Source organism: Bifidobacterium avesanii, assembly GCF_009299475.1.
Lineage (GTDB): Bacteria > Actinomycetota > Actinomycetes > Actinomycetales > Bifidobacteriaceae > Bifidobacterium > Bifidobacterium avesanii.
The window spans coordinates 200,014-221,507 of the sequence record NZ_WBSN01000001.1; the positions used below are offsets into that span (position 1 = coordinate 200,014).

The following is a 21,494-nucleotide window of genomic DNA, read 5'->3' on the forward strand; positions in this document are numbered from 1 at the left end:
GCAAAGGCGGGCTCTGCAAGATTGCCTTACAAGATTGCTTTACAAGATTTAAGGAATCGACGAACTAAAGAATCATGAATCAAAAGCAACGGGCTCCCCCGGCGCGGAAAACCGACGCCGAAGGAGCCCGGAACGGTGAGGTCACGCGTTGCGCACTTCGCGGCCGGACGCGAACTTGTCGAGCGCGCCGGTCTTGGCGATGGCCACGTACAGGAACCACATGAGCACGCCGGCGAACACGACGCCGGAGATCACGGTGGTGACGAGGTACATCACGCCGTAGGAGCCGCCCAGATCGATAGCCTGCAGGTGGGTGAAGAAGGAGTACGCCCAGCAGCCCAGACCGGACAGCGCGCCGGAGAGGATGGTGACGGGCAGGTTCCACTTGCGGTAGGCGAACACGAGGAACGCGATCTCGGCGAGCACGCCCTGCACGAGCGCGATGAGGAAGGTCTCGGCGCCGCCCCACATGTTGCCCATGAGGGCCTCGAGCACGCCGGCGACGACTTCGGCGTAGATGGCGGCGCCGGGCTTGCGCACGATGATCGCGGCGAGCGGGCCGGCGAACAGCCACAGGCCGTTGAACAGGCCGGGCAGACCCGGCACGAGGATGTCCATGGCCTCCCACGGACCGTAGGTGACGATCGCGACGCCCCAGTAGATCAGCGCGCTGGCCACGCCGATCACGGACGCGACGGCGATGTCGACGACGCGCCACTTGAGGTTCGGCTTGGCGACGGTGTTTGCAGTAGACATAACTGTGCCTTTCCTAAACTACTTCCCAAAGGCACGGGCGGAGAGACGTCCGTCCCCGGCATTGCCCGGCGACGTTCATTCGGTCGAGGCGTTCCGCCTCCTCTCAGCCGCAACGCCCGGCGTTCCAGATGGCGCCGGCGCGTACAGCTCCCGTGTCATCGGCCACCATAGCATGTACCGGCGGATCGTCAAGGGCTTCACGCCATAAGGGCATTCGGAAACCGGTTCCAAAGCGCCCCGCGCACTTCCCAAACGCGTTGCGCCGGAAACTACATGGATAAATCCGATTTGTGCGGTCGATTTCCGCCGCGGCCCGAGTAGACGATCCCGCGAATCCGCCATTTTCCAATGCGGGATATCCGGCTTATCCCGGTTTTCGACCGCACAAATCGGATTTGTCCTTCGCCCCGACCGAGCGAGGGCGTGGTTTGCGCCTGCGCAACGTAGTTCCGGGATGCACGTCGTCCAAAACCGCCGTCACAGTCGTTTTTGGATGTAGGTGGCCATGTTCCCCCGCGACAACACCACGCACCCCGCCACCACCAACGCCAACGCGAGCAGGAACGACGCTCCCACACCGCCCGCCAGCACGCCCGGCGTGGGAGGCCAGACCCGCCTCACCCACAAAAACGCGAGCAGCATCCACAGCAAACCCGCCGCATGCCCCGCCAGCAGCACCAACCCGTTCGCGAACGCGTACACCAGCGCCGTGGGCCCGCTCCCCGCGCCCACGCTGCGATACAAAGCGAACTCGTGGCGGCGGAACACGAGCGGTACGAACGCCACCAGGAAGCACACGACCCCCGACACGGCCCAGAAATACCGGGACACGCGCGCCCGGTACTGGTCCAGCGGGGGCACCGCGTTCGCGTCCCCTCCCAGCAGTGGCGCGACCGACACGATGGTGCGCCCGTCGTCGAGCGCCGCCATGAGGGCCTGGCGGGCGGACTCCCCGTACGCGCCGGGCTCGTACTCGACGAGGCACTCGGCCACCATGCCCACGGCCGGGCCTATCACGTACAGGGTCTGGCTCTGGTCGAACCCCCTGGCGGACATGCCGATCAAATGCGCTTGCGCGCCCACGGTCCGCTCCCCGCCGTCCCGGCCGAGCGTCAAAGCCACGTTCATGCCCTCGTACACGCCCAGGCGGGCGGCGAGCGTGGAGTCGATGTAGAAGCCCTCGTCCCAGCGCCCCGGCGACGAGGGGTCGATCACGCGCACCGGGTCGCCGACCGCGGTCCTGACGGTCAGATACTCGCCGGGCGCCTTGTTCACGGACGCGGGCACGTACGCGTCCTGCCCGCCCGTGAAGCCCGCCGCGGCCCTGACCCCGGGCGCGTAGTTCAGGTTCGCGCACGCGGCCGCGGAGATCAGGCCCTCGCCGGTCTCGGTGCGCGCGGACGCCTTGTACACGTACCGGCCCGCCGCGGTCAGGCGCGACTGGTAGTCGAACGCGTCCGCGCGCATGCCCGCCTCCGCGTACGCAAGCCCCCCGGACGCGACCGCGACGAGCACGACGAGCAGGAGCACGAACCCCGGCTGGCACGCCACAGTGCGCCAAACCTGCCGCCACACCGCCCCCAGCGGCCACTGCGGCGCCGTCCCGGAAGAAGCGGCGGACCCGCCCGGCCGGCCGGGGCGCCGGGACCACGCCCGGCCATGATTCCTTCTACGCGGCATGCTCAGCCTCCTCCCCGCCGTTCCCGCCGGCCGTCGGGCCCGGCGCGGGGTCGTCCGTGCCGTTCCCGCGGGCGGGGCGGTCGGACTTGACGACCCCGTCCTCGAGGGCCACGACCCGCTCGCACCGCTCGGCCACGTACGGGTCGTGCGTGACGACCACCACGGTCGTGCCCCGGTCCCGCGCCGCCCGGACCGCGTCGAGCACCACGCCCGTGGTGTGGTGGTCCAACTGGCCGGTCGGCTCGTCCGCGAGCACCAAAGGCGGGCGGGACGCCAGGGCGCGGGCGATCTGCACGCGCTGCTGCTGGCCGCCCGACAGCCGGTTGACCGGCGCGTCCGCGAACCCCTCGAGCCGCACGTCCCGGATCACCTCGTCCACCCGCATGCGCCGCTCACGCTCGCCCCACGGGCAGGAGACCACGGCGACGTCGATGTTCTGCCGCACGCTCTGCCGGGCCAGCAGCGTGGGCGTCTGGAACACCCAGCGCATGTCCGCGAGCGGGACCGTGTTCTCCACCCGCCCGCCGGTCGGCCTGAGGATCCCGCCGACCAGCTGAAGCAGCGTGGTCTTGCCCGAACCCGACGGGCCCACGAGCGCGACCAGCTGCCCGTCCGGGATCGACAGATCCACGCCGGAGAGCACCTCCGGGTCCTTGGCGGCGTAGCGGAAGCGCACGCCCTCGAGCGTCACCGGCATGTCGGCGCCTCCCCCATCACGGCCAGCGGATCGGCCAAAACATAAAAGCTTTCGAGGTCGTCGTCGGGTTCAAGGCGCGTGACGCCCATCGACCCGCCGGCCACCCTCACCGCCTTGGACTGGTACTGCGCGTCACCGGGCCCGTACTTGCCGTACACGCACGTCGAGGACCCGTCCGCCCCGGTCATCACGGCCGACGCGGGCACCGACAGGAGCGTGACCGCGGTCTCGCGCCGCAGGTTCACGCCGTACACGCGGCTCGAAACCGACGCGCCACCGGAAGAGGAAGAACCGCCGGACGAAGCGGAGCCGTCGTCCTGCGCGGTCAGGCGGGCGAGCAGGCCGGCGTCCACGTCCCCGTCCGACCGGACGGTGGCCACGTCAACGCCGTTCTGGGACAGCACGTACGCGCCCGACGAGAAATCCACCGGACCGGCCGGCCCCGACAGGGCGACGGACGAGACGGACGGGGCGGTCGAGAACACGACCGACCCCTGCGAGGGCGCCGGGTCGTTCACGGCCACGCCCACCGACTGCGCCACCAGGTTCTCCCCGGGCAGCCACACCACCCACGACGGGTCGAACACGCCCGACGCGTCCCCGACGCCGAGCCGCTTGCCGAGCCTGTCCACCGCGTTCGCCGTAACCTTGGTGAACGACCGGTCGGGCTCACCCGCGAAATCGCCCATGGCCTTCAGCGCCCGCTCCAAATCCAGCACGTCACCGCCGGAATCCCCCACCGCGAGCGAGCGGTAGAACGGCGCGGGCGAGGCCACCGCCACCCGGCCCACCCCGTCCACCGCCAGCAGCACCGAGCCCGTGGACACCGCGTCCCCGGGCTTGACGTCCACGCGCGTGACCACGCCGCCCTGCCACGCGGGCGCGGTGACCCGCGCGCCGGGATCAAGCGTCGCGGTGATCGTCGCCTCGACGGACCCGTCGTCGCTGACGACCGTGGGCTGCTGCAGGACGGCCACCGGCTTGGGCGCCAGCGCCTCGGGGTCCCGCGCCTGCACCCACGAGAACACGCACACCCCCGCCAACGGCACCACGACCAACAACACCACAAGAACCCACGACACCACCCTACGCATGGCGCCACCCCCTTTCGTGGGCGGTCTCGACGATGAGACCGGCTTGTTTTCAGTGTATCAGCGCGGTTTATCGGACCCGCCAGACCCTGTAGTCCGGACGATGACGCGAATTCACCGATTCTCCGGCAATCCCCCGCCTATGGTCCGTTTCGGCGCGGAGACATAGTGCATGCACTGCATTGCGGCGGTCTGCTCCGGCTTGCCCATCGCGTCACGATGGTCCACGGTGAGCCGGTCCAACCTGTCCAAGCCCTCGGATGGGTCCAACCCCGCCCATGCCGGATCGATCTTCCCGGCAAGGAACGGTACGGCATTGGCGAGGCATTGCGCCTTGGCCTCATACTGGCGCTTCATGGATGCATCCCAATCATTGGACCCAAACGCCATGTCCTCAACGGGTAAAAAAAATCGCATTGCAGGCTCCCATGGCCTTCGAGATCGCCGAGTCGTTCCCCGCTTCGGCACCCGGATTGTCCTCGGACATGCCGTAGGAGCCGAACAGAATCCAGGGGTAGAGATCAAGGTCATAGCCGTAATCGCCAATGAGCCCATGCTCCTCGTAACAGGACATTTCCGCTTCGATGGCCTGTTCGGTTTCCGCACGGGTCAGTTGGCCGTCGGCAAGGATCGAGTCCACCAGACGCTGATACCGGTCACCGCCATCATTGCCGGCCTCGCCGTCGACGAATATTTCGCCGTTCACGCTGCCGCATGCGCATAGGCATCCGGCCATCAGCACTATTGCAAACGATTTTCCGATCCCGCCGTTCATGTCAGTCCCCCTGCCGAGCCAAGTTACCGGTCTCCTCGATGAAACCGAAGCTCGCTTCCAATGATATGAAATGTCGCAGTCGAAGGACGCGATCCGCATGCCTTGGAACGAAATTCATACAAACACGGCCGCCCAAACGCATGCGGCACGCATCCCGGATCGTCGCCGATTCCGGCAATGGCAACGGCAATGGCGGTGAATTGAGACACAACAGGCCCCTTCGCTGTCTCAAGCCGCTACCATTGCCGCAAATGGATGCGGGTTGGGACACGGACGACACGGACGATCCGCTCCGTGCTCCAACCCGCCAACGGCAGAAGATGCTGCTACTCCCCCAGCTTGGCGAGCAGCAGCGCCTCGGCGACCACGTTGCGCTTGAGACCGTACAGGCCCACGGACTCGTTGGGGCTGTGCGCGTTGGACTTCGGGTCCTCCGGGCCGGTGACCAGCACCTGCGCGGACGGGAACAGGCGGCGCAGTTCGGGGATGAACGGGATGGAGCCGCCCTGGCCCTGGTTGATCGGGGGCACGCCGAACGCCTCCTCCATGGCTTCAAGCGCGTCCCTCGTCGCCTCCGCGTTCGGGTCCATGGCCCAGCCCATGCCGTTGTCCGACGGGACGACGGTGACCTCGGCACCGAAGGGGGCGTGCGCGAGCAGGAAGTCGGTCAGGGCCCTCTGCGCCTCCTCGGGGCGCTGCGTGGGGGCCGTCCTGAGGGACAGACGGAACGTGGCCTCGTTGTCGATCACATTGAAGGAACCCTCGACCGGCTGCGCGTCGAAGCCGATGACGGTGACGGACGGCTTGGTCCACAGTCGCGAGGCGAGCGATCCGGTGCCGGCGAGGCGGTAGGACGGAACGACCGAGGCGTCGGCGCGCATCTGCGTCTCGTCCACGTCCCGCTGCAGGCCGCCGACCGGCTCGTCGGCCTTGACGCCGGGGATTGCCAGCTCGCCGTCGCCGTCGTACATGGAGGCGATGAGCATGGCGGCGAGCGTGTTGGCGTCGAGGATCGGGCCGCCGTACTGGCCGGAGTGGACCGGGTGGTCAAGCACCTTCACGGTCACGTCCACGCCGGTGTTGCCCCTGAGCGAGGTGGTCAGGGACGGGATGTCGTCGGCCCAGTTGCCGGAGTCGGCCACGATGATCACGTCGGAGTCGAACTCGTCGCGGTGCGCCTCGATGAACGGGATGAAGCTCGGCGAGCCCATCTCCTCCTCGCCCTCGATGAACACCTTGACGTTCACCTTGAGGTCGTCGCCGAGCGCGGCCAGGGCGCCGGAGTGGATGGCGAGGCCGCCGCCGTCGTCCGCGCTGCCGCGGCCGTAGAGGCGTCCGTCGATCTCGGTGGCCGTCCACGGGTCGGTGTCCCACGCGGACGGGTCCGGCACGGGCTGCACGTCGTGGTGCGCGTAGAGCAGCACGGTGGGGGCGTTCGGGTCCACGATGCGTGAGCCCACGACCTCCCATGCGCCGGGGGTGCCGTCCGGGTTCGAGGACTGCACCACGCGCGCGTCCACGCCCACCTTGGCGAGCTCGGCGGCCACGAATTCGGCCGACCGCTTCATGTGTTCGCCGGTGATGCCCTCGGCGGAGACGGCCTTCAGCGCGATCTTGCGCGCCAGCACGTCGAGAATGCGCTTCCAGTCCGCGTCCACCCGTTCGCGGATCGCGTCCGCGCCGATCGTCTGCACTGCCATAGTCGCTCCTTGTCCTCCGTTCTCGGATTGTGGTCTCACATGGTTGAAATGCCGGGCCTTACGGGCCCTGAGCGTCTAGGCGTCACCGTAACCTGCTCGTATGACATGGAACCCGTTCAAGCGTAAAGAAGCAGAGCAAGAGGCCCAGAAGCCCGTCGAGGCGCAGGGCAAGGCCGGCGGCAAGGGCCGTCCGACACCCAAGCGCAAGCAGGCGGAGGCGGAGAATCTCAGGCCCATCGTGCCCGCCGACCGCAAGGCCGCGAACAAGGCCGCGAAGGCCAAGCTGCGCGCCAAGCAGGACGCCGAATACCAGGCCATGCAGACCGGCGACCTCAAGAACATGCCGCGCACCGAGCAGCTGGCGTGGCGCATCTACATCCGCGACTACGTGGACGCCCGCTGGAACGTGGCCGAGTGGTTCATGCCCGTGGCCGGCGTGCTCATGATCATCGCGCTCATCCTCACCAGCGCGTTCCAGTACACGGACTTCGCCATGGGCGCCTCCATGGTGATCTTCGTGCTGCTGTACGGCTACGTGGGCGTGGCCGCGTTCGACCTGTGGTTCATGTGGCGCAAGCTCAAGCCGCTGCTGATCGCCAAGTACGGCGAGCGCTCTGTGTCCAAGGGCATGCGCTCCTGCTCGTACGCGTGCAGCCGCGCCATGCAGATGCGTCGCTGGCGCATGCCGAAGCCGCGCGAGGCCAAGCGCGGCGTGTGGCCCAAGTGATCCCATAGCCAAACAGGCTTCATAGCCAAGCGCGAACCGAGCCGTCCCGCACAGGGGCGGCTTTTATTATGGTGGACGGCAGGGGACGCTTGCAGTTCAACGGAAACCTGCGGTCCAACGGAAAGGAGACCTCAATGGCCAGCCATTACGACGTGATCATCATCGGCGCGGGACCGGGGGGCTATTCGACGGCGCTGCGTCTGGCGGAGCTGGGGCGCAGCGTGGCGATCGTGGAGCGCGACGCCACGGTGGGCGGCACGTGCCTCAACCGCGGGTGCATCCCCACGAAGGCGCTGCTGACGGTGTGCCACACGCTGGACCTCGCCAAGCGGTCGCGCGAGCTCGGCGTGGATCTGGAGATGGCGGGCATCGACTACGGCCGTCTCGCCGATTACCGACGCGCCACCGTGGACGCGATGGTCAAGGGGCTGTCCGGGCTGCTCAGGCACCGCGGGATCGAAGTGATCCGCGGCGAGGCGACGCTGACGGGCGAGGGCTCGGTGCGCGTGGCGTCGCGCGGGGAGGACGGCGCGGACACGACGGCGGACCTCACGGCGGGCGACGTGGTGATCGCCACCGGCGCCCGCTCCCGTCCGCTGCCGGGCATGCCGTTCGGCGCGGCGGTCATCGATTCGGACGCGGCCCTGACGCTCGACGAGTTCCCCGCCTCCGCGATCGTCATCGGCGCGGGCGCCGTGGCGCTGGAGTTCGCGAGCATCTGGCATTCGGCCGGCTGCGACGTGACGCTCATGATCCGCAAGGACCGCGTGCTGTCGCGATGGAACCGCCGCACGTCCATGATGCTCACACGCGAGTTCAAGCGCCAGGGCGTCACCGTGCTGGACCGCACGGCCGTGAAGTCCGTGGACACGGGCGCGAATCTGGGCGCCCGCGTGCACTACACCCGCGGCGACGACCCGGCCGAGCTCACGCGCGAGGCGGAGCTGGTGCTCGTGGCGATCGGGCGCGACCCGAACACGGACGAGGCGTGGTTCCGTGACCGGAACATCGCGTTGGACGGGCACGGCAGGGTCGTCACCGATGCGTACGGACGTACGTCCATGCCGCGCACGTGGGCGGTGGGCGACGTGACCGCCGGCCCGCAGCTCGCCCACCGCGCCTTCGAGCAGGGCATCGTGGTGGCCGAGTCCATCGCCGGCCTCTCCCCCGCGCCCTCGCCCGTGGACGACATGACGATCCCCGAGGTGGTCTACAGCCATCCCGAGGCCGCCAGCGTGGGGCTCACGCTGGACGAGGCCGAGGCACGCGACGACTTCGTGAGCGTGACGGAGACGCAATACCCCATGCTCTCCAACTCGCGCGTGCTCATGTCCGGCGCGAACGGGTCGCTGTCCCTCGTCACCGGCTGCGCGGCCGCCGACCCGGACACCCCGCTCGTGCTCGGCGTCCACATGGTGGGACCGAACGTTTCGGAGATCATCGCCGAGGCGGAGCAGCTCGTGGGCAACCGCGTGCCGGTGCACCGGGCGGCGCGGCTCATCCATCCGCACCCCACCGTCTCGGAGGCGCTCGGCGAGGCGCTGCTCAAGGCGGACGGGCGGCCCCTGCACACGAGGTGACGGGCCGGTATACGGGTGACGCTATACTGTTGCGGTTAGTGTGTTCATGCACGGCTCCAAGCATCAGCGCAAAGGATTAAGCAATGGCAGAGAAGACCGATAAGAAGGCAGAGCGGGCCGCCAAGCGGGCCGAGCGAAGGAAGAACGGCACCCTCGCGAAGATCAAGCAGATCTATGGGTTCACCGTGAAGGACGACAAGAACCTGCCGTGGATCCTGCTCGGCTCGTTCGTCGTGCCGGTGGTCGTGTTCGCGCTCATCTGCCTCATCTTCCGCATGAGCGTGTTCGGCTGGATCATGTGGATGCTCGCCGGCGTGATGATGGGCATGCTGGCCGCCACGTGGATGCTCACCAACCGCGCGGACAAGGTCGGCTACCGCCAGATGGAGGGCCGTCCGGGTGCGACCGGCGCGATCCTGAGCAGCATCAAGAAGGGCGGCTTCTACTTCCCGCAGGAGCCCGTGTGGATCGATCCGCGCACCAAGGACGCCATCTGGCGCGGCTCCGGCCGCACCGGCGTGTATCTGGTCGGCGAGGGCGACTACGCCCGCGTCATGCGCGCCATGGACCGCGAGGAGGGCAAGATCAAGCACATCACCCGCGGCTCCGCCATCCCGATCTACAAGTTCAGCGTGGGCGACGGCCCCAAGCAGGTCAAGCTGCGCGACCTGCAGAAGAAGGTCATGCGCCAGAAGGTCAAGCTCACCAAGACCGAGCTCGAGGAGCTCAACAACCGCCTGCGCACCCTGCAGCGCCAGAGCGGCTTCGGCATCCCCAAGGGCATCGACCCGACCCGCCCGCAGCGCGTCTCGCGCAGGGCCATGCGCGGCCGCTGATCCGCCCCCGCGTTTACATTGCGCAACAAACCCCGGAATCCGCTTGGTTCCGGGGTTTTTCGTATGCCCGGCGGCATTTCGTACGTCCACGCGGAGAGCCGAGAAAGCGCTAAGTAACATGCTCGTAACCCAAACTGCACCTGCGCGAAACCACGAAATCTACACTTGTCACTCGTAAGTTCTCATGAAAGGAGCGGTCCCGTGACCGAACTCAAGTCCAAGGAAGACGCCGAGGCCCTTATCAATCAGGAAGGCATCGAGTATGTCTCCGTTCGTTTCACCGATCTGATCGGCGTTCAGCAGCACTTCACCGTGCCCGCCAGCGAGTTCCTCAAGGACGCCTTCACCGACGGCATGCCGTTCGACGGCTCGTCCGTGCAGGGCTTCCAGGCCATCAACGAGTCCGATATGAAGCTGGTCCCGGACGTGACCACCGCCTTCATCGACCCGTTCCGCAAGCACAAGACGCTTGACGTGGCCTTCTCCATCGTGGACCCGCTGACCGACGAGCCCTACTCCCGCGACCCGCGTCAGGTCGCCGGCAAGGCCGAGGCCTACCTGAAGTCCACCGGCATCGCGGACACCGCCTCCTTCGCCCCCGAGGCCGAGTTCTTCATCTTCGACAAGGTCCGCTTCGAGAACAGCATGCAGCGCTCCTTCTACGAGGTCGACTCCGTCGAGGCCCCGTGGAACTCCGGCATCGACACCGAAGAGGACGGCACCCCGAACATCGGCTTCAAGAACCGCGTCAAGAAGGGCTACTTCCCGGTTCCGCCGATCGACCACACCCAGGACCTGCGCGACGACATGGTCGCCAACCTGCAGAAGGTCGGCCTGATCCTCGAGCGCTCCCACCACGAGGTGGCCGGCGCCGGCCAGCAGGAGATCAACTACCGCTTCAACACCCTGCAGCACGCCGGTGACGACCTGATGAAGTACAAGTACGTCGTCCACGAGACCGCCGCCCTCGCCGGCAAGGCCGTGACCTTCATGCCCAAGCCGATCGCCGGCGACAACGGCACCGGCATGCACTGCCACCAGTCCCTGTGGAAGGACGGCAAGCCGCTGTTCTACGACGAGAAGGGCTACGCCGGTCTGTCCGACATCGCCCGCTGGTACATCGGCGGCCTGATCAAGCACTCCTCCTCCGTGCTGGCCTTCACCAACCCGTCGCTGAACTCCTACCACCGTCTGGTCCCGGGCTTCGAGGCCCCGGTCAACCTGGTGTACTCCGCCCGCAACCGCTCCGCCGCCATCCGCATCCCGCTGGCCGGCACCTCCCCGGCTGCGAAGCGCATCGAGTTCCGCGCCCCGGATCCGTCCTGCAACCCGTTCCTCGCCTTCTCCGCCCAGCTCATGGCCGGCCTTGACGGCATCCTGAACCACATCGAGCCCCCGGAGCCGGTTGACAAGGACCTCTACGAGCTGCCGCCCGAGGAGCACGCCGGCATCAAGCAGGTGCCCGCCTCCCTCGCCGAAGCCATGGACGCCCTCGAGGAGGACCACGACTTCCTGACCGCCGGCGACGTGTTCACCGACGACCTCATCGAGACCTGGCTGGACCTCAAGCGCGGCGAGATCGATCAGGCCCGTCTGGCCCCGACCCCGCTCGAGTACGAGCTCTACTTCCACATCTGAGTTCCATTCCTGGAATTCCGATCGGAGCGTTCGAAAGCCCTGGTATGGCATGCACATCTGGTATGTGCGCCGTGCCGGGGCTTTCCCGTATTCCGAGGTCATGCCGCAGTCGGGCTCCATCCCCATCAGCCACTTGCGGCCGCGCGTTCCGCGCATTGCGGGCCGAACGCAGCGAACCGTCAGGCGCGTGTTGCATGCCGTCACGCCGTCACGCACCGGAGACACCCATTGCAAACCATGGCAACAAAGCCGGCAACCGCACATGGTCGGCGTTATCTTTTCAATCACAACGTACAACGTTGCACTACTCGTCGAAGAGCAGGGAAGAACAACACAAAACAACCGCCGCGAAGGACACGGAAGCCCGTCGCGGCTCGCACAACAACAACACAACGCGGATGGCCGGACGGCGTTCCGGATGCGACGGCGTTCCCACCGATCGCGTCCCGCACGCACGCAGGAAACGGCCGTCCGCACCCAAGGAAAGGAAACGGTCCGATGATGAACAAGCGCATGCGCATGGCGATCCCCGCGGCACTGGCGTCGATGGCGATGCTGCTGGCGGGATGCGGGGCGGGCGGCGGCTCCACCGCCGACGAGACCTCCTCCGGCGACGTGACGCTCAAGCTGTCCTGGTGGGGCGGCGACAGCCTCGTGCGCATCACGGAGGAGGTGGTCAAGGGCTTCGAGGCCGAGCACCCCAACATCCACGTGGAGATGGAATACGCCGACTGGAGCAGCTACTGGGACAAGCTCGCCACGCAGATCGCCGGCGGTAACATGCCCGACGTCTACCAGATGGACAGCTCCTACCTCAACTCTTACGCGGCCAACGGATCACTGTACGACCTGTCGAAGACCGACCGCATCGCCACCGACGACATCGATTCCACGCTCATCGACATGGGCAAGAGCAACGGCACCCTGTACGCGATCCCGACCGGCACCACCCCGTTCGGCGTGGCCGTGAACATGGATCTGGTCGAGAAGTACGGCGTCGAGATGCCGGACACCGACACGTGGACGTGGGACGACTTCGAGGCGTTCGAGAAGGAGCTGCTCGACAAGTCCGACGGCGAGGTGCACGGCGCCACCATGATGAACAACAAGTACTGCCTCGAGCTGTGGGCCCGACAGCACGGCGACATCCTGTTCAAGGACGGCAAGCTCGCCATCAAGCCGGCCACGCTCTCCTCGTTCTTCCAGCGCACGGTGGACCAGATCAACATGGGCATCGTGGGCAACGCCGACAGCTGGGCGGAGAACAACAGCTCCAACATCGAGACCTCCGAGTTCGGCACCGGCAAGTCCGCCGTGCTGTTCATCAACGCGAACATGCTGCCCATGTACACCAAGACCATCGGCACGGACAACGTGAAGCTGTTCATGCTGCCGTCCGACTCTCAGGGCAAGTGGGCGTACATGAAGCCGTGCATGTACTGGTCCATGGGCTCCAAGACCGAGCACCCGGCCGAGGCCGCCATGCTCATCGACTACCTGGTCAACAGCGAGGTCTCCGGCGACGCGAACGGCATCGAGCGCGGCGTGCCGGCCAACAACACCGTCTTCAAGAAGCAGTCCGCCAACGCCACCGGCCCGAGCAAGACGCTGCTCGACTTCACCGAGGCGTACAAGGCCAAGGTCGGCGAGTCCCCCGAAATGATGCCGGCCGGCGCCTCCGACCTCGACAAGGTGATCTCCCGCTACCAGCAGAACGTGGTGTTCGGCAAGATCACCGCCGATCAGGCGGCGGAGCAGCTCATCGCCGAGGTGCAGGCGGCCATCGACGAGGCGGCCGTCTGATTCCGGCTTCGCTTCGGACGGCGGGAACGCGTTTTCCTTTCCCTGTTCCCGCCGCCCGGAGTGATCGGGGAAAACGCAGCCGGAGGATCGCGGACGCCATGCGCGGCGCGGCCCTCCGGTTGCATTATGCGTTATTGCGAATGAGCCGACGCCGTGAGACGGGCGTCAGGGCAGGCGTTCAGGGCAGGACGTCATGGGAGGATGGGGATCATGGTTCCACGTATGGTGACGATCGGACAGGGCGCGCTGCGCGGGCGGGCGTGCACGGATGAGCGGATCAGTGCGTTTCTGGGCATACCGTACGGCGAGCCGCCGGTGGGCGACCTGCGCTGGCGGGCGCCTCGCCCGGCCGCGGGATGGACCGGCGTGCGCGACGCGATGGAGTTCGGGCCGGCGCCGATTCAGGCCACGGCGGCCGAGGACGCGCGCGGCTGCTCGCTGGGCATCGAGGGCGAGGAGACGAGCGAGGACTGCCTGCGCCTCAACGTGTGGACGCCCGCGCCGATCGCCGATGGGACGGCCGATCCGGATGCGAAGCTGCCGGTGATGGTGTGGTTCTATGGCGGCGGCAACCAGTACGGTTCCACGGCGGACGGACGGTACCGCGGCGAATGGCTGGCCGGCGAGGGCGTGGTGGTGGTCAGCGTGGAGTACCGCACGAACGTGTTCGGTTTCTTCGCGCATCCTCGGATCGACGGGCGCGGCGATGGGCCGGACGGCGGCGACGCACCGTGCGCGAACTTCGGCTATCTGGACCAGCGGTTGGCGCTCCTGTGGGTGCGGCGCAACATCGCGGCGTTCGGCGGCGACCCGGGCAACGTGACGATCTTCGGCTTCTCCTCCGGCGCCTCCAGCGTGGTGGCCCACCTGTGCTCGCCCATGTCCGCGGGGCTGTTCCGCCGTGCGATCAGCCAGAGCGGCGCCGGCGTGGGGCAGGCCAACCGGAAGCTCAACACGCTTGCCGAAGCGCGGACGATCGGCGAACGGTTCGTGCGCGACGTGCTGGGCGCACGGGATCTGGCGCAGGCCCGGACCATGGACGCGCACGAGCTGCTCATGGCCATGATCGAACAGCCGCCCCTGCTGGACGGCCCGTACGCGTTCACCGGATGGGATCTGATGCTCAACTGCCCGGTGTGCGTGGACGGCCGCTTCCTCACCATGAACATTCCGAAGTCCTTCGCGCTGGGACGCGTCAACCCGTGCGACCTCATCGCGGGCGTGACGGCGGAGGAGTTCATCGCCGGCCCGCCCGACCGCTCCCCGCGGGGGCTTGCCGCATACGCCGAGGAAACGTTCGGGGAGCGGGCTTCGGACTATCTGGACGCGTGCCGGGCGGACGGCGGTGCGACGGGATGTTGCACGACGGGCGACGGCACGACCGACGGCATGACCGATGGCATCGGCTCCGCGGGCGGTCGCGGGATTGACGGCGGAGTCTCAGACGGCCGCGCGACGATCGGCTGCGATCCGACGTACAACCTGTTCGCTGCGGGTAACGCGGCCATGTGCGACCTGTTGCTCGCCAACACGCCGGTCCGTCCGTACTTCTACCGCTTCTCGCGCACGCCGGGCGGCGACCCGGACGGGCACGCCGGCCACGGCAGCGAACTGCCCTACGTGTTCGGCTCCGCCCTCGCGTGCGAGCCGCACCGCTATGACGGCGCCGATTGGGATCTGTCGCGCGCGATGCGCCGGTACTGGGCGAACTTCGCGGCGACCGGGAACCCGAACGGCATGCGGGACGGCGAGCGCGGCGTCCGCGATCTTCCGCGCTGGGAGCGCTGCTCCCCCGGCTCGCGCGACGCCATGGATTTCGGACGGTCCGGGCCGACGATGGTCCGCGACTGGCTCAAGCCGACGGAGCTGGTCGCCGCGGAGTGGCACGCCGCCCACGCCGCCGACTGACAGTCATGCGGCCGTGACATTGACCGCCCGGCGATGGTCACGGCCGTCCGCAAACGGCGGAATCCCGCAGCGCGGCCCGGTACAGCCCGGTGCGTCTCGTCTCCGGTCTCGATACGGCCGAGCAAGGCGTTGGCATGATCTTCCGCCACGCCAGGGCGCAGGTGCATGACGAACGTCTTGCGAATCACGGGTCCAGGCCTCCCATGGCCCGCAAGTCCCAACGGTTTCCCGGTCCTCCATCGGTCGGCGACGACGGATTGCCAGACGTCCGAACCATTCGCATCGTAGTTACCATGATGGAGGGAACAGGCGGCGCCGAAACGAAATCCGCGTACGGTGATGCCGTCCGGTCGTCTTTGCGGGAAGGGGACATTCATGACGGTTGCAAAACGGCACAAAGTATTGCGCGCAGTTGGCGGAGGAGTCCTCGGTGCAACGGCGCTCATCGCCGCCGCCGGGGATTTCCTGTTCCATTTTTCCCTTGACAACCGCGCCCCGCTGTCGATGATGAAGCTCGTATCGTCCGGCAGGATCCAGGGCGCCGCGCTGGAAGGCAGGCACCGCGACGCCGACGAGGAGCGCGAAGCCGCACGATGGTTCGGGAAGTGCAAGCGTCCGGTCCATGCGGTCAGCGAGGACGGGCTGCATTTGCATGGGTGGATGTTGCCGCCCCTCGATGGAACGGACGAAACCGTCGCGAATCGCTATGCGATCTGCTGCCACGGATACACCGGCAGACCTCGCGACATGGCGAAATATGCATATCGGCTTTCCCACATGGGATTCGCGGTGCTGGCCCCCGCGCAGCGCTGCCATGAGCTGAGCGAGGGCCGATTCGTGGGCATGGGCTGGCTGGAGCGGCGTGATCTGGTGGCATGGGCCCGCATGCTCGCACGGCGGAACCCGGATGCAAGCATACTGCTGTTCGGCGTTTCCATGGGGGCCGCGACCGTGATGATGGCGTCGGGCGAGCCGGATCTGCCATCCAACGTGGCCGCCGGCGTGGAGGACTGCGGGTACTCGTCCGTGTGGGAGCAATTCATGGACAATGCGCTCACGCTCTACCACATGCCGGCGCGCTGGACCGCCGCACCCGTGCTGGCCGCCATGAGCGTCGTCTCGAGACTGCGCGCCGGATATGGCTTCCGGCAGGCCTCCTGCATACGTCAGCTGAAAAGATGCCGCATTCCGATGCTGTTCATTCATGGCTCGGCCGACACCTTCGTGAACCCCGCGGCCGTGGACGCCAATTTCGCCGTCTGCGCCGGCGCGCCGCGTCTCAGGCTCCTCGTGCCGGGCGCCGGGCACGCCATGAGCGCCAGCACCGATCCGGCGCTGTACTGGAAAACGGTGGAGGAGTTTGTCACCCGTGTCCGAACGCGACACGCGATGCGGACGCCCGAACCGACCATGGGGCATGACTAGTCCAAGCCGGCGGGACCGATCGCCGCGACCGGCACACCGCGCACGCCTCGGACTGAAATCATGCGACCATGGTCGGGGTTGCGACACCGACCGGGTTGATCGAACCGTGACGTTGACCGGGTTGTGACGATGACCGTGACACTGGCCGTCCGGTCACGGTCACAGCCGGCTGTAAATGGAGGAATTCCGCGGTTTCCCATATCGTGTTTCCATGACCGGCCATGCACTGTCACGTGCACTGTCACACCGCGTGCACTGTCACGCCACATGCGCGAATGGGACGCGCCCGCGGACCGTCCCGTTCAGTCCAAGTGGAACACCTCGCGCAGGTCCTCGCTCACCGGCGAATTGTCCGGATTGGTTTCCATGACCGGCGCCATGAAGTCCCACCACTTGCGGTTGATCGGCGTGTCCGCGGACTCGGCCCATCGTTCCTCGTCCTCGATTTCGATGTAGCCGAACAATGTGTTGGTGCGTTCGTCGAACGAGATGGTGTAGTTATGGCCGCCGTGCTCGTGGATCATGTCCTTCATCTCCGGCCACAGCTCGTTGTGGCGCTTGGCGTATTCCTCCACCATACCGGGGTACAGGTGCATGACGAACGTCTTGCGGATCATGGATCGGGCCTCCTTTGGCGCTTCGGGCGGCCTCACGCACGCCCCTTGCCCATCACATTACGCCACCGGGCAAGAAAAGCCGGAAATCACACTCGCCGCGGTACGCGCCCTTGTTGAATCGAAGAAGAGGCCGCGGCGGAACATGCCGCATTCCCAAACGTGCTATAGTTCCCATGACTATGCGTTGAGACGAAAGGACGTGACTCGGATCTTGGTGATGTGATAGGCGACGTGGACCGTGCGCTCGGGGGCGCACTGCCGCATCCGTCTATCGTCGCCCGATCATCGGCACGCATCGCAGCGTGGAATCCGGCAGTGCGCCATCGTCGAAACGAGTCGCATGATAACCGCATTGGATCTCAATCACATCAACTTCACCCATCCGTCCGCACCGGATCCGCTGTTCGAAGGCGTTTCCGCGCAGTTTCCGCGCGGTTGGACCGCCCTGCTCGGCGACAACGGCATCGGCAAGACCACGCTGGTCCGCCTCGCCGTGGGCGCGCTTCGTCCCGACTCGGGAACCGTCTCCCCCGCGACCAGCTCCTACGCCGCCTCATACTGCCCGCAGCGCCTCGACGAGCCGCCGGCGAACCTCGACGACTTTGCCTCGGACTGGTCGCCGGAGACGCAGGCCGTCCGCAATGCGCTCGGCATCGGCGACGACTGGTGCTGGCGGTGGGACACCCTCTCCGGTGGGGAGGCGAAGCGGCTGCAGCTGGCCTGCGCGTTCGCGGCCCGGCCGGACGTGCTGGTGCTGGACGAGCCCACGAACCACGTGGACGCGCCGACGCGCGACGCGATCGCCGCGGCGATGCGCCTGTTCGACGGCGTCGGCATCGTGGTGTCGCACGACACGGCGCTCATCGATGCGACCTGCGCGCGCTGCGTGATGCTGGAGCGCCGTCACGTGCGCGGGCGCAACGTCACCGTGGCCGTGGCATACCAGGGCGGTTACGCGCAGGCGTCGGCACAGCGAAAGGCCAATGATTCGCGGGACGCCGAAGCCCTGGCCGAGGCGCGGCGGGCGGAACGGCGGATCGCCGGCGTGCGGGCGCAACGGGCCGAACATGCGCGGGAACTTGACGCGCGGAAGCGTCGGGGAGACCGGATCGATCCCAGGGACCATGACTCACGCAACCGGCTGAAGTACGGCAAACCCACTCTGGGAGCCGCCGCATCCCGTGCCGCCGCGCAGCTCGACGGCCGCTTGGACGAGGCACGGCGGGCGGTCGGCTCCCTCTCCGTGGCGGCGAAACGGTACGGCGGAGGCATCTGGATGGGCACTGAGCCGAGCCATCGCCGGGAGCTGCTGCACGTGGCGGCCGGCGTGATCCGATACGGCGACGGCATGGGTTCCGGGTCGTCGCCGCGCACCGAGGGTGCATCGCCGCGAGCCGAACTCGCCGTCAGACCGCACGATGATTGGACGATGTGGACGGTAGAGGAGACCGATCCGAACGGGGACGGGTTGCTGGTGCCGGAGCTGAGCGTTGGCCCGCGCGACCACATCATGGTCGCCGGGCCGAACGGACTGGGCAAGACCACGCTCATCCGCGCTCTGCTGGGCGGGCTGGAACAGCCTGTGCGGGAAGGTTTTGGCATCGCGGGAACCGACGTGCCCACGCTGGCGGTCGGACAGCGGACGGGCGCCGACGCCGAGCGGAAGGCTATGGCCGCACTCGCCGGGCTGCACGGCGGGGACAGGGCCCGCGCGCTGTCCGTCTATGCGCGGCTCAACGCCGATCCGGACAGGCTGCTCGCCGATTCGCGCGGCGGAAACGGCGGGCACCTTTCACCGGGCGAATTGCGCAAGCTCATGCTGGCGCTCGGCGCGGTGCGCGGGGTGCGGCTCATCGTGATGGACGAACCGACCAACCATCTGGATTTGGGCTCCAAGGAGGCGCTGGCCCGCATGCTCCGGGATTTTCCCGGCGCGGTGGTTCTGGCCACCCACGATGCGCTGCTGCTGGGCTCCTGACTACAGGCTCCTGACTACAGGTTCCCGTACCGCCGCACGGCGCGCGCGATGGCCTCGTCGGTGGTCTGCTCGAGGATGACGGGCACCAGCGGACGGGCCGCGGCGACGAGCCTGAGCACGCCGGCCACGTCCATGGTGCCCTCGTCCACGTTGCAGCGGTGGATGCCGGTTTCGTCGGTGGTGAAGTCGTCGATGTGCACGGCCACCACGCGGTCGCCGAACGCGTCGAGCGCGTTGCGCGTGAACGTCACCTGGTCGGAGCCGTCGCAGGTGAGCCCGTTCGGCGTGGTGTAGGCGGTCGGGTCGAACACGATGCCGAGGTAGGGCGAGTCGACGTCTTCGAGCAGCCGCACGGTGGTTTCGATGTCGTGGATGGGGTGGTTGGCGCCCGGTTCCACGCCCACGATCGTGCCGAACCGCTCGCCCGCGGCGACGAGCCGGCGGATGGAGCCGAGCGCCTCCCGGTACATGCGTTCGGTGAAGTTCTCCTCGGTGAAGCGGCCCGGGTCCGCGTCGACGGATCCCGTTTCGGAGGCTACGACCGGGGCGCCGAAGAACCGCGCGTTGGCGAGGTACGCCTCGAACCGGCGCAGCGCCGCCTCGCGCGCGGCGGGGTCGGGATGGGTCATGTTGATGTAGCATCCGAGGACGGCCACGTCCACACCGCGTTCGGCCAGCACCCGGCGGAAATACAGGCCCATGCCGGGGTTGACCGCGTCGGCGCCCGACCATTCGGGGAATGATTTGGGCAGTGCGAGCTGCACGTTGTGCACGCCGTATCCGGCCAGTCCCCGCGCGAGCAGTTCGGGGGTGTCCGCCCACGTCACGTCGTGGCCGCGTGCGCCAAAGTTGATCATGGGATGCTCCTGTCGGCATTGACGATATCGATACGTATCAATGGTAAGACGACGCCCATGATTGCGCGGTCACGGAAGAGCAGTTTCTTGCGCAAAAGCTATGCATTCGTGACCGATTGCGCTCCCGCAGCCGATGAGGGACGATGCAACGCCGAACTCAGCGCACGGCCATGAGCCGCTTGGCGAGCTTCGTGAACTCCGCCGCGACCGGCGTGGACGCGAGCGCGCCCTCCGGGGTCAGCACCGCGGGCCGCCCGGACTCCCCCACCTCGCGCACCTCGGGGATGAGCGGCAGGGTGGCGAGGAGCGGCACGTCGTGGCCCAGCGCCGCGGTGAGCTGCTCGCTCACGCGCTCGCCGCCGCCGCGCCCGAAGATCTCCAGCCGTTCGCCGTTGTGCTCGTAGTAGCTCATGTTCTCCACCACGCCGCGCACCTTCATGGGCACCTGCAGGGCCACGAGCCCGCTGCGCACGGCCACGTCGGACGCGGACGGCTGCGGGGTGGTCACCACCACGAGCTCCGCGTTGGGCAGGGCCTGCGCCACGGAGATGGCCATGTCGCCGGTGCCGGGGGCGAGGTCGAGCAGGAGCACGTCGGGCTCGCCCCACCACACGTCGGACAGGAACTGCTCGAGCGAGCGCTGCAGGCGGGGCCCGCGCCACAGGATCGCGCGGTCGGCGCCGGCGAACATGCCGATCGAGATGAGCTTGACGCCCCACGCGGTCACGGGCATGAGCATGCCGTTGAGGTTGGTGGGCTGGGTGGTCACGCCGAACAGCTTGGGCAGGGAGAAGCCGTAGATGTCCGCGTCGATGGCGGCGGTGTTGTAGCCGAGCGCCGCGAACGTGGCGGCGAGGTTCGCGGTGACGGACGACTTGCCCACGCCGCCCTTGCCGGAGGCGACGGCGAAGATGCGGGTTTTGGTGCCGGGCTTGTTGAACGGGTTCTGCCGGCGTTCGGCCTTGAGGTCCGCGACGAGCGTGTCGAGCTTGTCGCGGCTCATGGCGCCCACCTCGATGTGCGGGGTGAGCGTCGCGTCCGGATACGAGGCGATGGCGCCGTTGATCTGGTTGGTGATCGTTTCGGACAGCGGACAGCCTGGGACGGTGAGTTCCACGTGCACGGTCACGTCATAGCGGTTTCCGTCGCCGCCGTCGGCCGGGGTGGCGTCGATCGCGGCGATCATGCCCAGATCGGTGACGGACCGCCCGAGTTCGGGGTCGATGACCCTGCTGAGCCGGTCGTAGATTTCCGCTTCGATCTGTCGGTTGTCTGTCATGCGTCCTCCTTTTTGCCGCCCACCAGCCTAGCGTGCCGTGCGGCGGCATGCCAGAGTGATTCGGCTCACATGCCTGCGGGCCCGCCTTCAGATCCGCCGCCGGCGGAACCCGGCGGAACCCGACGGGGCCCATCGGCCCGCGTCGCC

Annotated in this window: 18 protein-coding genes; 8 read left to right on the top strand and 10 right to left on the bottom strand. The window is 67.5% G+C overall.

The genetic code is table 11. From position 1 onward, the window contains the following. Window positions 1-141 precede the first annotated feature (141 nt). From DSM100685_RS00950 to DSM100685_RS00980, 7 genes are all read right to left on the bottom strand, one after another. Complete coding sequence (locus DSM100685_RS00950) at window positions 142-756, bottom strand: ECF transporter S component (protein WP_152349494.1); 615 nt, start codon at window positions 754-756, stop codon at window positions 142-144. Window positions 757-1,233: 477 nt separating this feature from the next. Next, complete coding sequence (locus DSM100685_RS00955; protein WP_152349495.1) at window positions 1,234-2,331, bottom strand: ABC transporter permease family protein; 1,098 nt, start codon at window positions 2,329-2,331, stop codon at window positions 1,234-1,236. 94 nt (window positions 2,332-2,425) lie between these two features. Continuing rightward, the gene (locus DSM100685_RS00960; protein WP_152349496.1) at window positions 2,426-3,133 is read right to left on the bottom strand and encodes an ABC transporter ATP-binding protein; all 708 of its coding nucleotides are present in this window, start codon (window positions 3,131-3,133) and stop codon (window positions 2,426-2,428) included. After that, entirely contained in the window at window positions 3,124-4,227 is a 1,104-nt protein-coding gene (locus DSM100685_RS00965) for a hypothetical protein (RefSeq protein ID WP_152349497.1), read from the bottom strand. Before DSM100685_RS00965 ends, DSM100685_RS00960 begins: the two co-directional genes overlap by 10 nt. A 111-nt stretch (window positions 4,228-4,338) precedes the next feature. Next, window positions 4,339-4,581: a hypothetical protein gene (locus DSM100685_RS00970; protein WP_152349498.1), complete on the bottom strand. Its 243-nt coding sequence runs from the start codon at window positions 4,579-4,581 to the stop codon at window positions 4,339-4,341. A 37-nt stretch (window positions 4,582-4,618) separates the two neighbouring features. Further along, on the bottom strand, window positions 4,619-4,999 hold the full coding sequence (locus DSM100685_RS00975; protein WP_152349499.1) for a hypothetical protein: 381 nt from the start codon (window positions 4,997-4,999) through the stop codon (window positions 4,619-4,621). 326 nt (window positions 5,000-5,325) lie between these two features. Then, window positions 5,326-6,699, bottom strand: a complete 1,374-nt coding sequence (locus DSM100685_RS00980; protein WP_204314182.1) for a dipeptidase — start codon at window positions 6,697-6,699, stop codon at window positions 5,326-5,328. Window positions 6,700-6,799: 100 nt separating this feature from the next. Here DSM100685_RS00980 and DSM100685_RS00985 point away from each other — a divergent pair, with 100 nt between their 5' ends. The 7 genes from DSM100685_RS00985 (at window position 6,800) to DSM100685_RS01015 (ending at window position 16,616) form a co-directional block, all read left to right on the top strand. After that, complete coding sequence (locus tag DSM100685_RS00985) at window positions 6,800-7,426, top strand: DUF3043 domain-containing protein (RefSeq protein ID WP_152349500.1); 627 nt, start codon at window positions 6,800-6,802, stop codon at window positions 7,424-7,426. Between the two features lie 134 nt (window positions 7,427-7,560). Beyond that, window positions 7,561-9,006 (top strand): dihydrolipoyl dehydrogenase, encoded by a 1,446-nt coding sequence (gene lpdA / locus DSM100685_RS00990; protein WP_152349501.1) that lies wholly within the window; start codon window positions 7,561-7,563, stop codon window positions 9,004-9,006. A gap of 83 nt (window positions 9,007-9,089) precedes the next feature. Beyond that, window positions 9,090-9,842 carry a DUF4191 domain-containing protein gene (locus DSM100685_RS00995; protein WP_152349502.1) on the top strand — a complete coding sequence of 251 codons (753 nt, stop codon included), beginning with the start codon at window positions 9,090-9,092 and terminating at the stop codon, window positions 9,840-9,842. Between the two features lie 201 nt (window positions 9,843-10,043). Beyond that, entirely contained in the window at window positions 10,044-11,480 is a 1,437-nt protein-coding gene (gene glnA / locus DSM100685_RS01000; RefSeq protein ID WP_152349503.1) for a type I glutamate--ammonia ligase, read from the top strand. A gap of 498 nt (window positions 11,481-11,978) precedes the next feature. Continuing rightward, on the top strand, window positions 11,979-13,283 hold the full coding sequence (locus DSM100685_RS01005) for an ABC transporter substrate-binding protein (protein WP_163200766.1): 1,305 nt from the start codon (window positions 11,979-11,981) through the stop codon (window positions 13,281-13,283). Between the two features lie 210 nt (window positions 13,284-13,493). Beyond that, window positions 13,494-15,191: a carboxylesterase/lipase family protein gene (locus DSM100685_RS01010; RefSeq protein WP_163200768.1), complete on the top strand. Its 1,698-nt coding sequence runs from the start codon at window positions 13,494-13,496 to the stop codon at window positions 15,189-15,191. A 375-nt stretch (window positions 15,192-15,566) separates the two neighbouring features. Next, window positions 15,567-16,616, top strand: a complete 1,050-nt coding sequence (locus DSM100685_RS01015) for an alpha/beta hydrolase (RefSeq protein ID WP_152349506.1) — start codon at window positions 15,567-15,569, stop codon at window positions 16,614-16,616. Window positions 16,617-16,918: 302 nt separating this feature from the next. On the opposite strand, the gene rhaM is transcribed toward DSM100685_RS01015, so the two are convergent. Next, window positions 16,919-17,233 (bottom strand): L-rhamnose mutarotase, encoded by a 315-nt coding sequence (gene rhaM, locus DSM100685_RS01020; protein WP_152349507.1) that lies wholly within the window; start codon window positions 17,231-17,233, stop codon window positions 16,919-16,921. Window positions 17,234-17,573: 340 nt separating this feature from the next. Here rhaM and DSM100685_RS01025 point away from each other — a divergent pair, with 340 nt between their 5' ends. Beyond that, window positions 17,574-19,211: an ATP-binding cassette domain-containing protein gene (locus DSM100685_RS01025; protein ID WP_152349508.1), complete on the top strand. Its 1,638-nt coding sequence runs from the start codon at window positions 17,574-17,576 to the stop codon at window positions 19,209-19,211. Window positions 19,212-19,225: 14 nt separating this feature from the next. On the opposite strand, the gene DSM100685_RS01030 is transcribed toward DSM100685_RS01025, so the two are convergent. After that, window positions 19,226-20,068, bottom strand: coding sequence for a sugar phosphate isomerase/epimerase family protein (locus tag DSM100685_RS01030; RefSeq protein ID WP_152349509.1), 843 nt, complete (start codon window positions 20,066-20,068; stop codon window positions 19,226-19,228). A 157-nt stretch (window positions 20,069-20,225) separates the two neighbouring features. Then, on the bottom strand, window positions 20,226-21,347 hold the full coding sequence (locus DSM100685_RS01035) for an Mrp/NBP35 family ATP-binding protein (RefSeq protein ID WP_152349510.1): 1,122 nt from the start codon (window positions 21,345-21,347) through the stop codon (window positions 20,226-20,228). Window positions 21,348-21,494: the final 147 nt, after the last annotated feature.

Coding starts and splice junctions, on each gene's coding strand:
- DSM100685_RS00950 (WP_152349494.1), bottom strand. CDS start 756: ATGTCTACTGCAAACACCGTCGCCAAGCCGAACCTCAAGTGGCGCGTC.
- DSM100685_RS00960 (WP_152349496.1), bottom strand. CDS start 3,133: ATGCCGGTGACGCTCGAGGGCGTGCGCTTCCGCTACGCCGCCAAGGAC.
- DSM100685_RS00965 (WP_152349497.1), bottom strand. CDS start 4,227: ATGCGTAGGGTGGTGTCGTGGGTTCTTGTGGTGTTGTTGGTCGTGGTG.
- DSM100685_RS00970 (WP_152349498.1), bottom strand. CDS start 4,581: ATGAAGCGCCAGTATGAGGCCAAGGCGCAATGCCTCGCCAATGCCGTA.
- DSM100685_RS00975 (WP_152349499.1), bottom strand. CDS start 4,999: ATGAACGGCGGGATCGGAAAATCGTTTGCAATAGTGCTGATGGCCGGA.
- DSM100685_RS00980 (WP_204314182.1), bottom strand. CDS start 6,699: ATGGCAGTGCAGACGATCGGCGCGGACGCGATCCGCGAACGGGTGGAC.
- DSM100685_RS00985 (WP_152349500.1), top strand. CDS start 6,800: ATGACATGGAACCCGTTCAAGCGTAAAGAAGCAGAGCAAGAGGCCCAG.
- lpdA (WP_152349501.1), top strand. CDS start 7,561: ATGGCCAGCCATTACGACGTGATCATCATCGGCGCGGGACCGGGGGGC.
- DSM100685_RS00995 (WP_152349502.1), top strand. CDS start 9,090: ATGGCAGAGAAGACCGATAAGAAGGCAGAGCGGGCCGCCAAGCGGGCC.
- DSM100685_RS01005 (WP_163200766.1), top strand. CDS start 11,979: ATGATGAACAAGCGCATGCGCATGGCGATCCCCGCGGCACTGGCGTCG.
- DSM100685_RS01010 (WP_163200768.1), top strand. CDS start 13,494: ATGGTTCCACGTATGGTGACGATCGGACAGGGCGCGCTGCGCGGGCGG.
- DSM100685_RS01015 (WP_152349506.1), top strand. CDS start 15,567: ATGACGGTTGCAAAACGGCACAAAGTATTGCGCGCAGTTGGCGGAGGA.
- rhaM (WP_152349507.1), bottom strand. CDS start 17,233: ATGATCCGCAAGACGTTCGTCATGCACCTGTACCCCGGTATGGTGGAG.
- DSM100685_RS01025 (WP_152349508.1), top strand. CDS start 17,574: ATGATAACCGCATTGGATCTCAATCACATCAACTTCACCCATCCGTCC.
- DSM100685_RS01030 (WP_152349509.1), bottom strand. CDS start 20,068: ATGATCAACTTTGGCGCACGCGGCCACGACGTGACGTGGGCGGACACC.
- DSM100685_RS01035 (WP_152349510.1), bottom strand. CDS start 21,347: ATGACAGACAACCGACAGATCGAAGCGGAAATCTACGACCGGCTCAGC.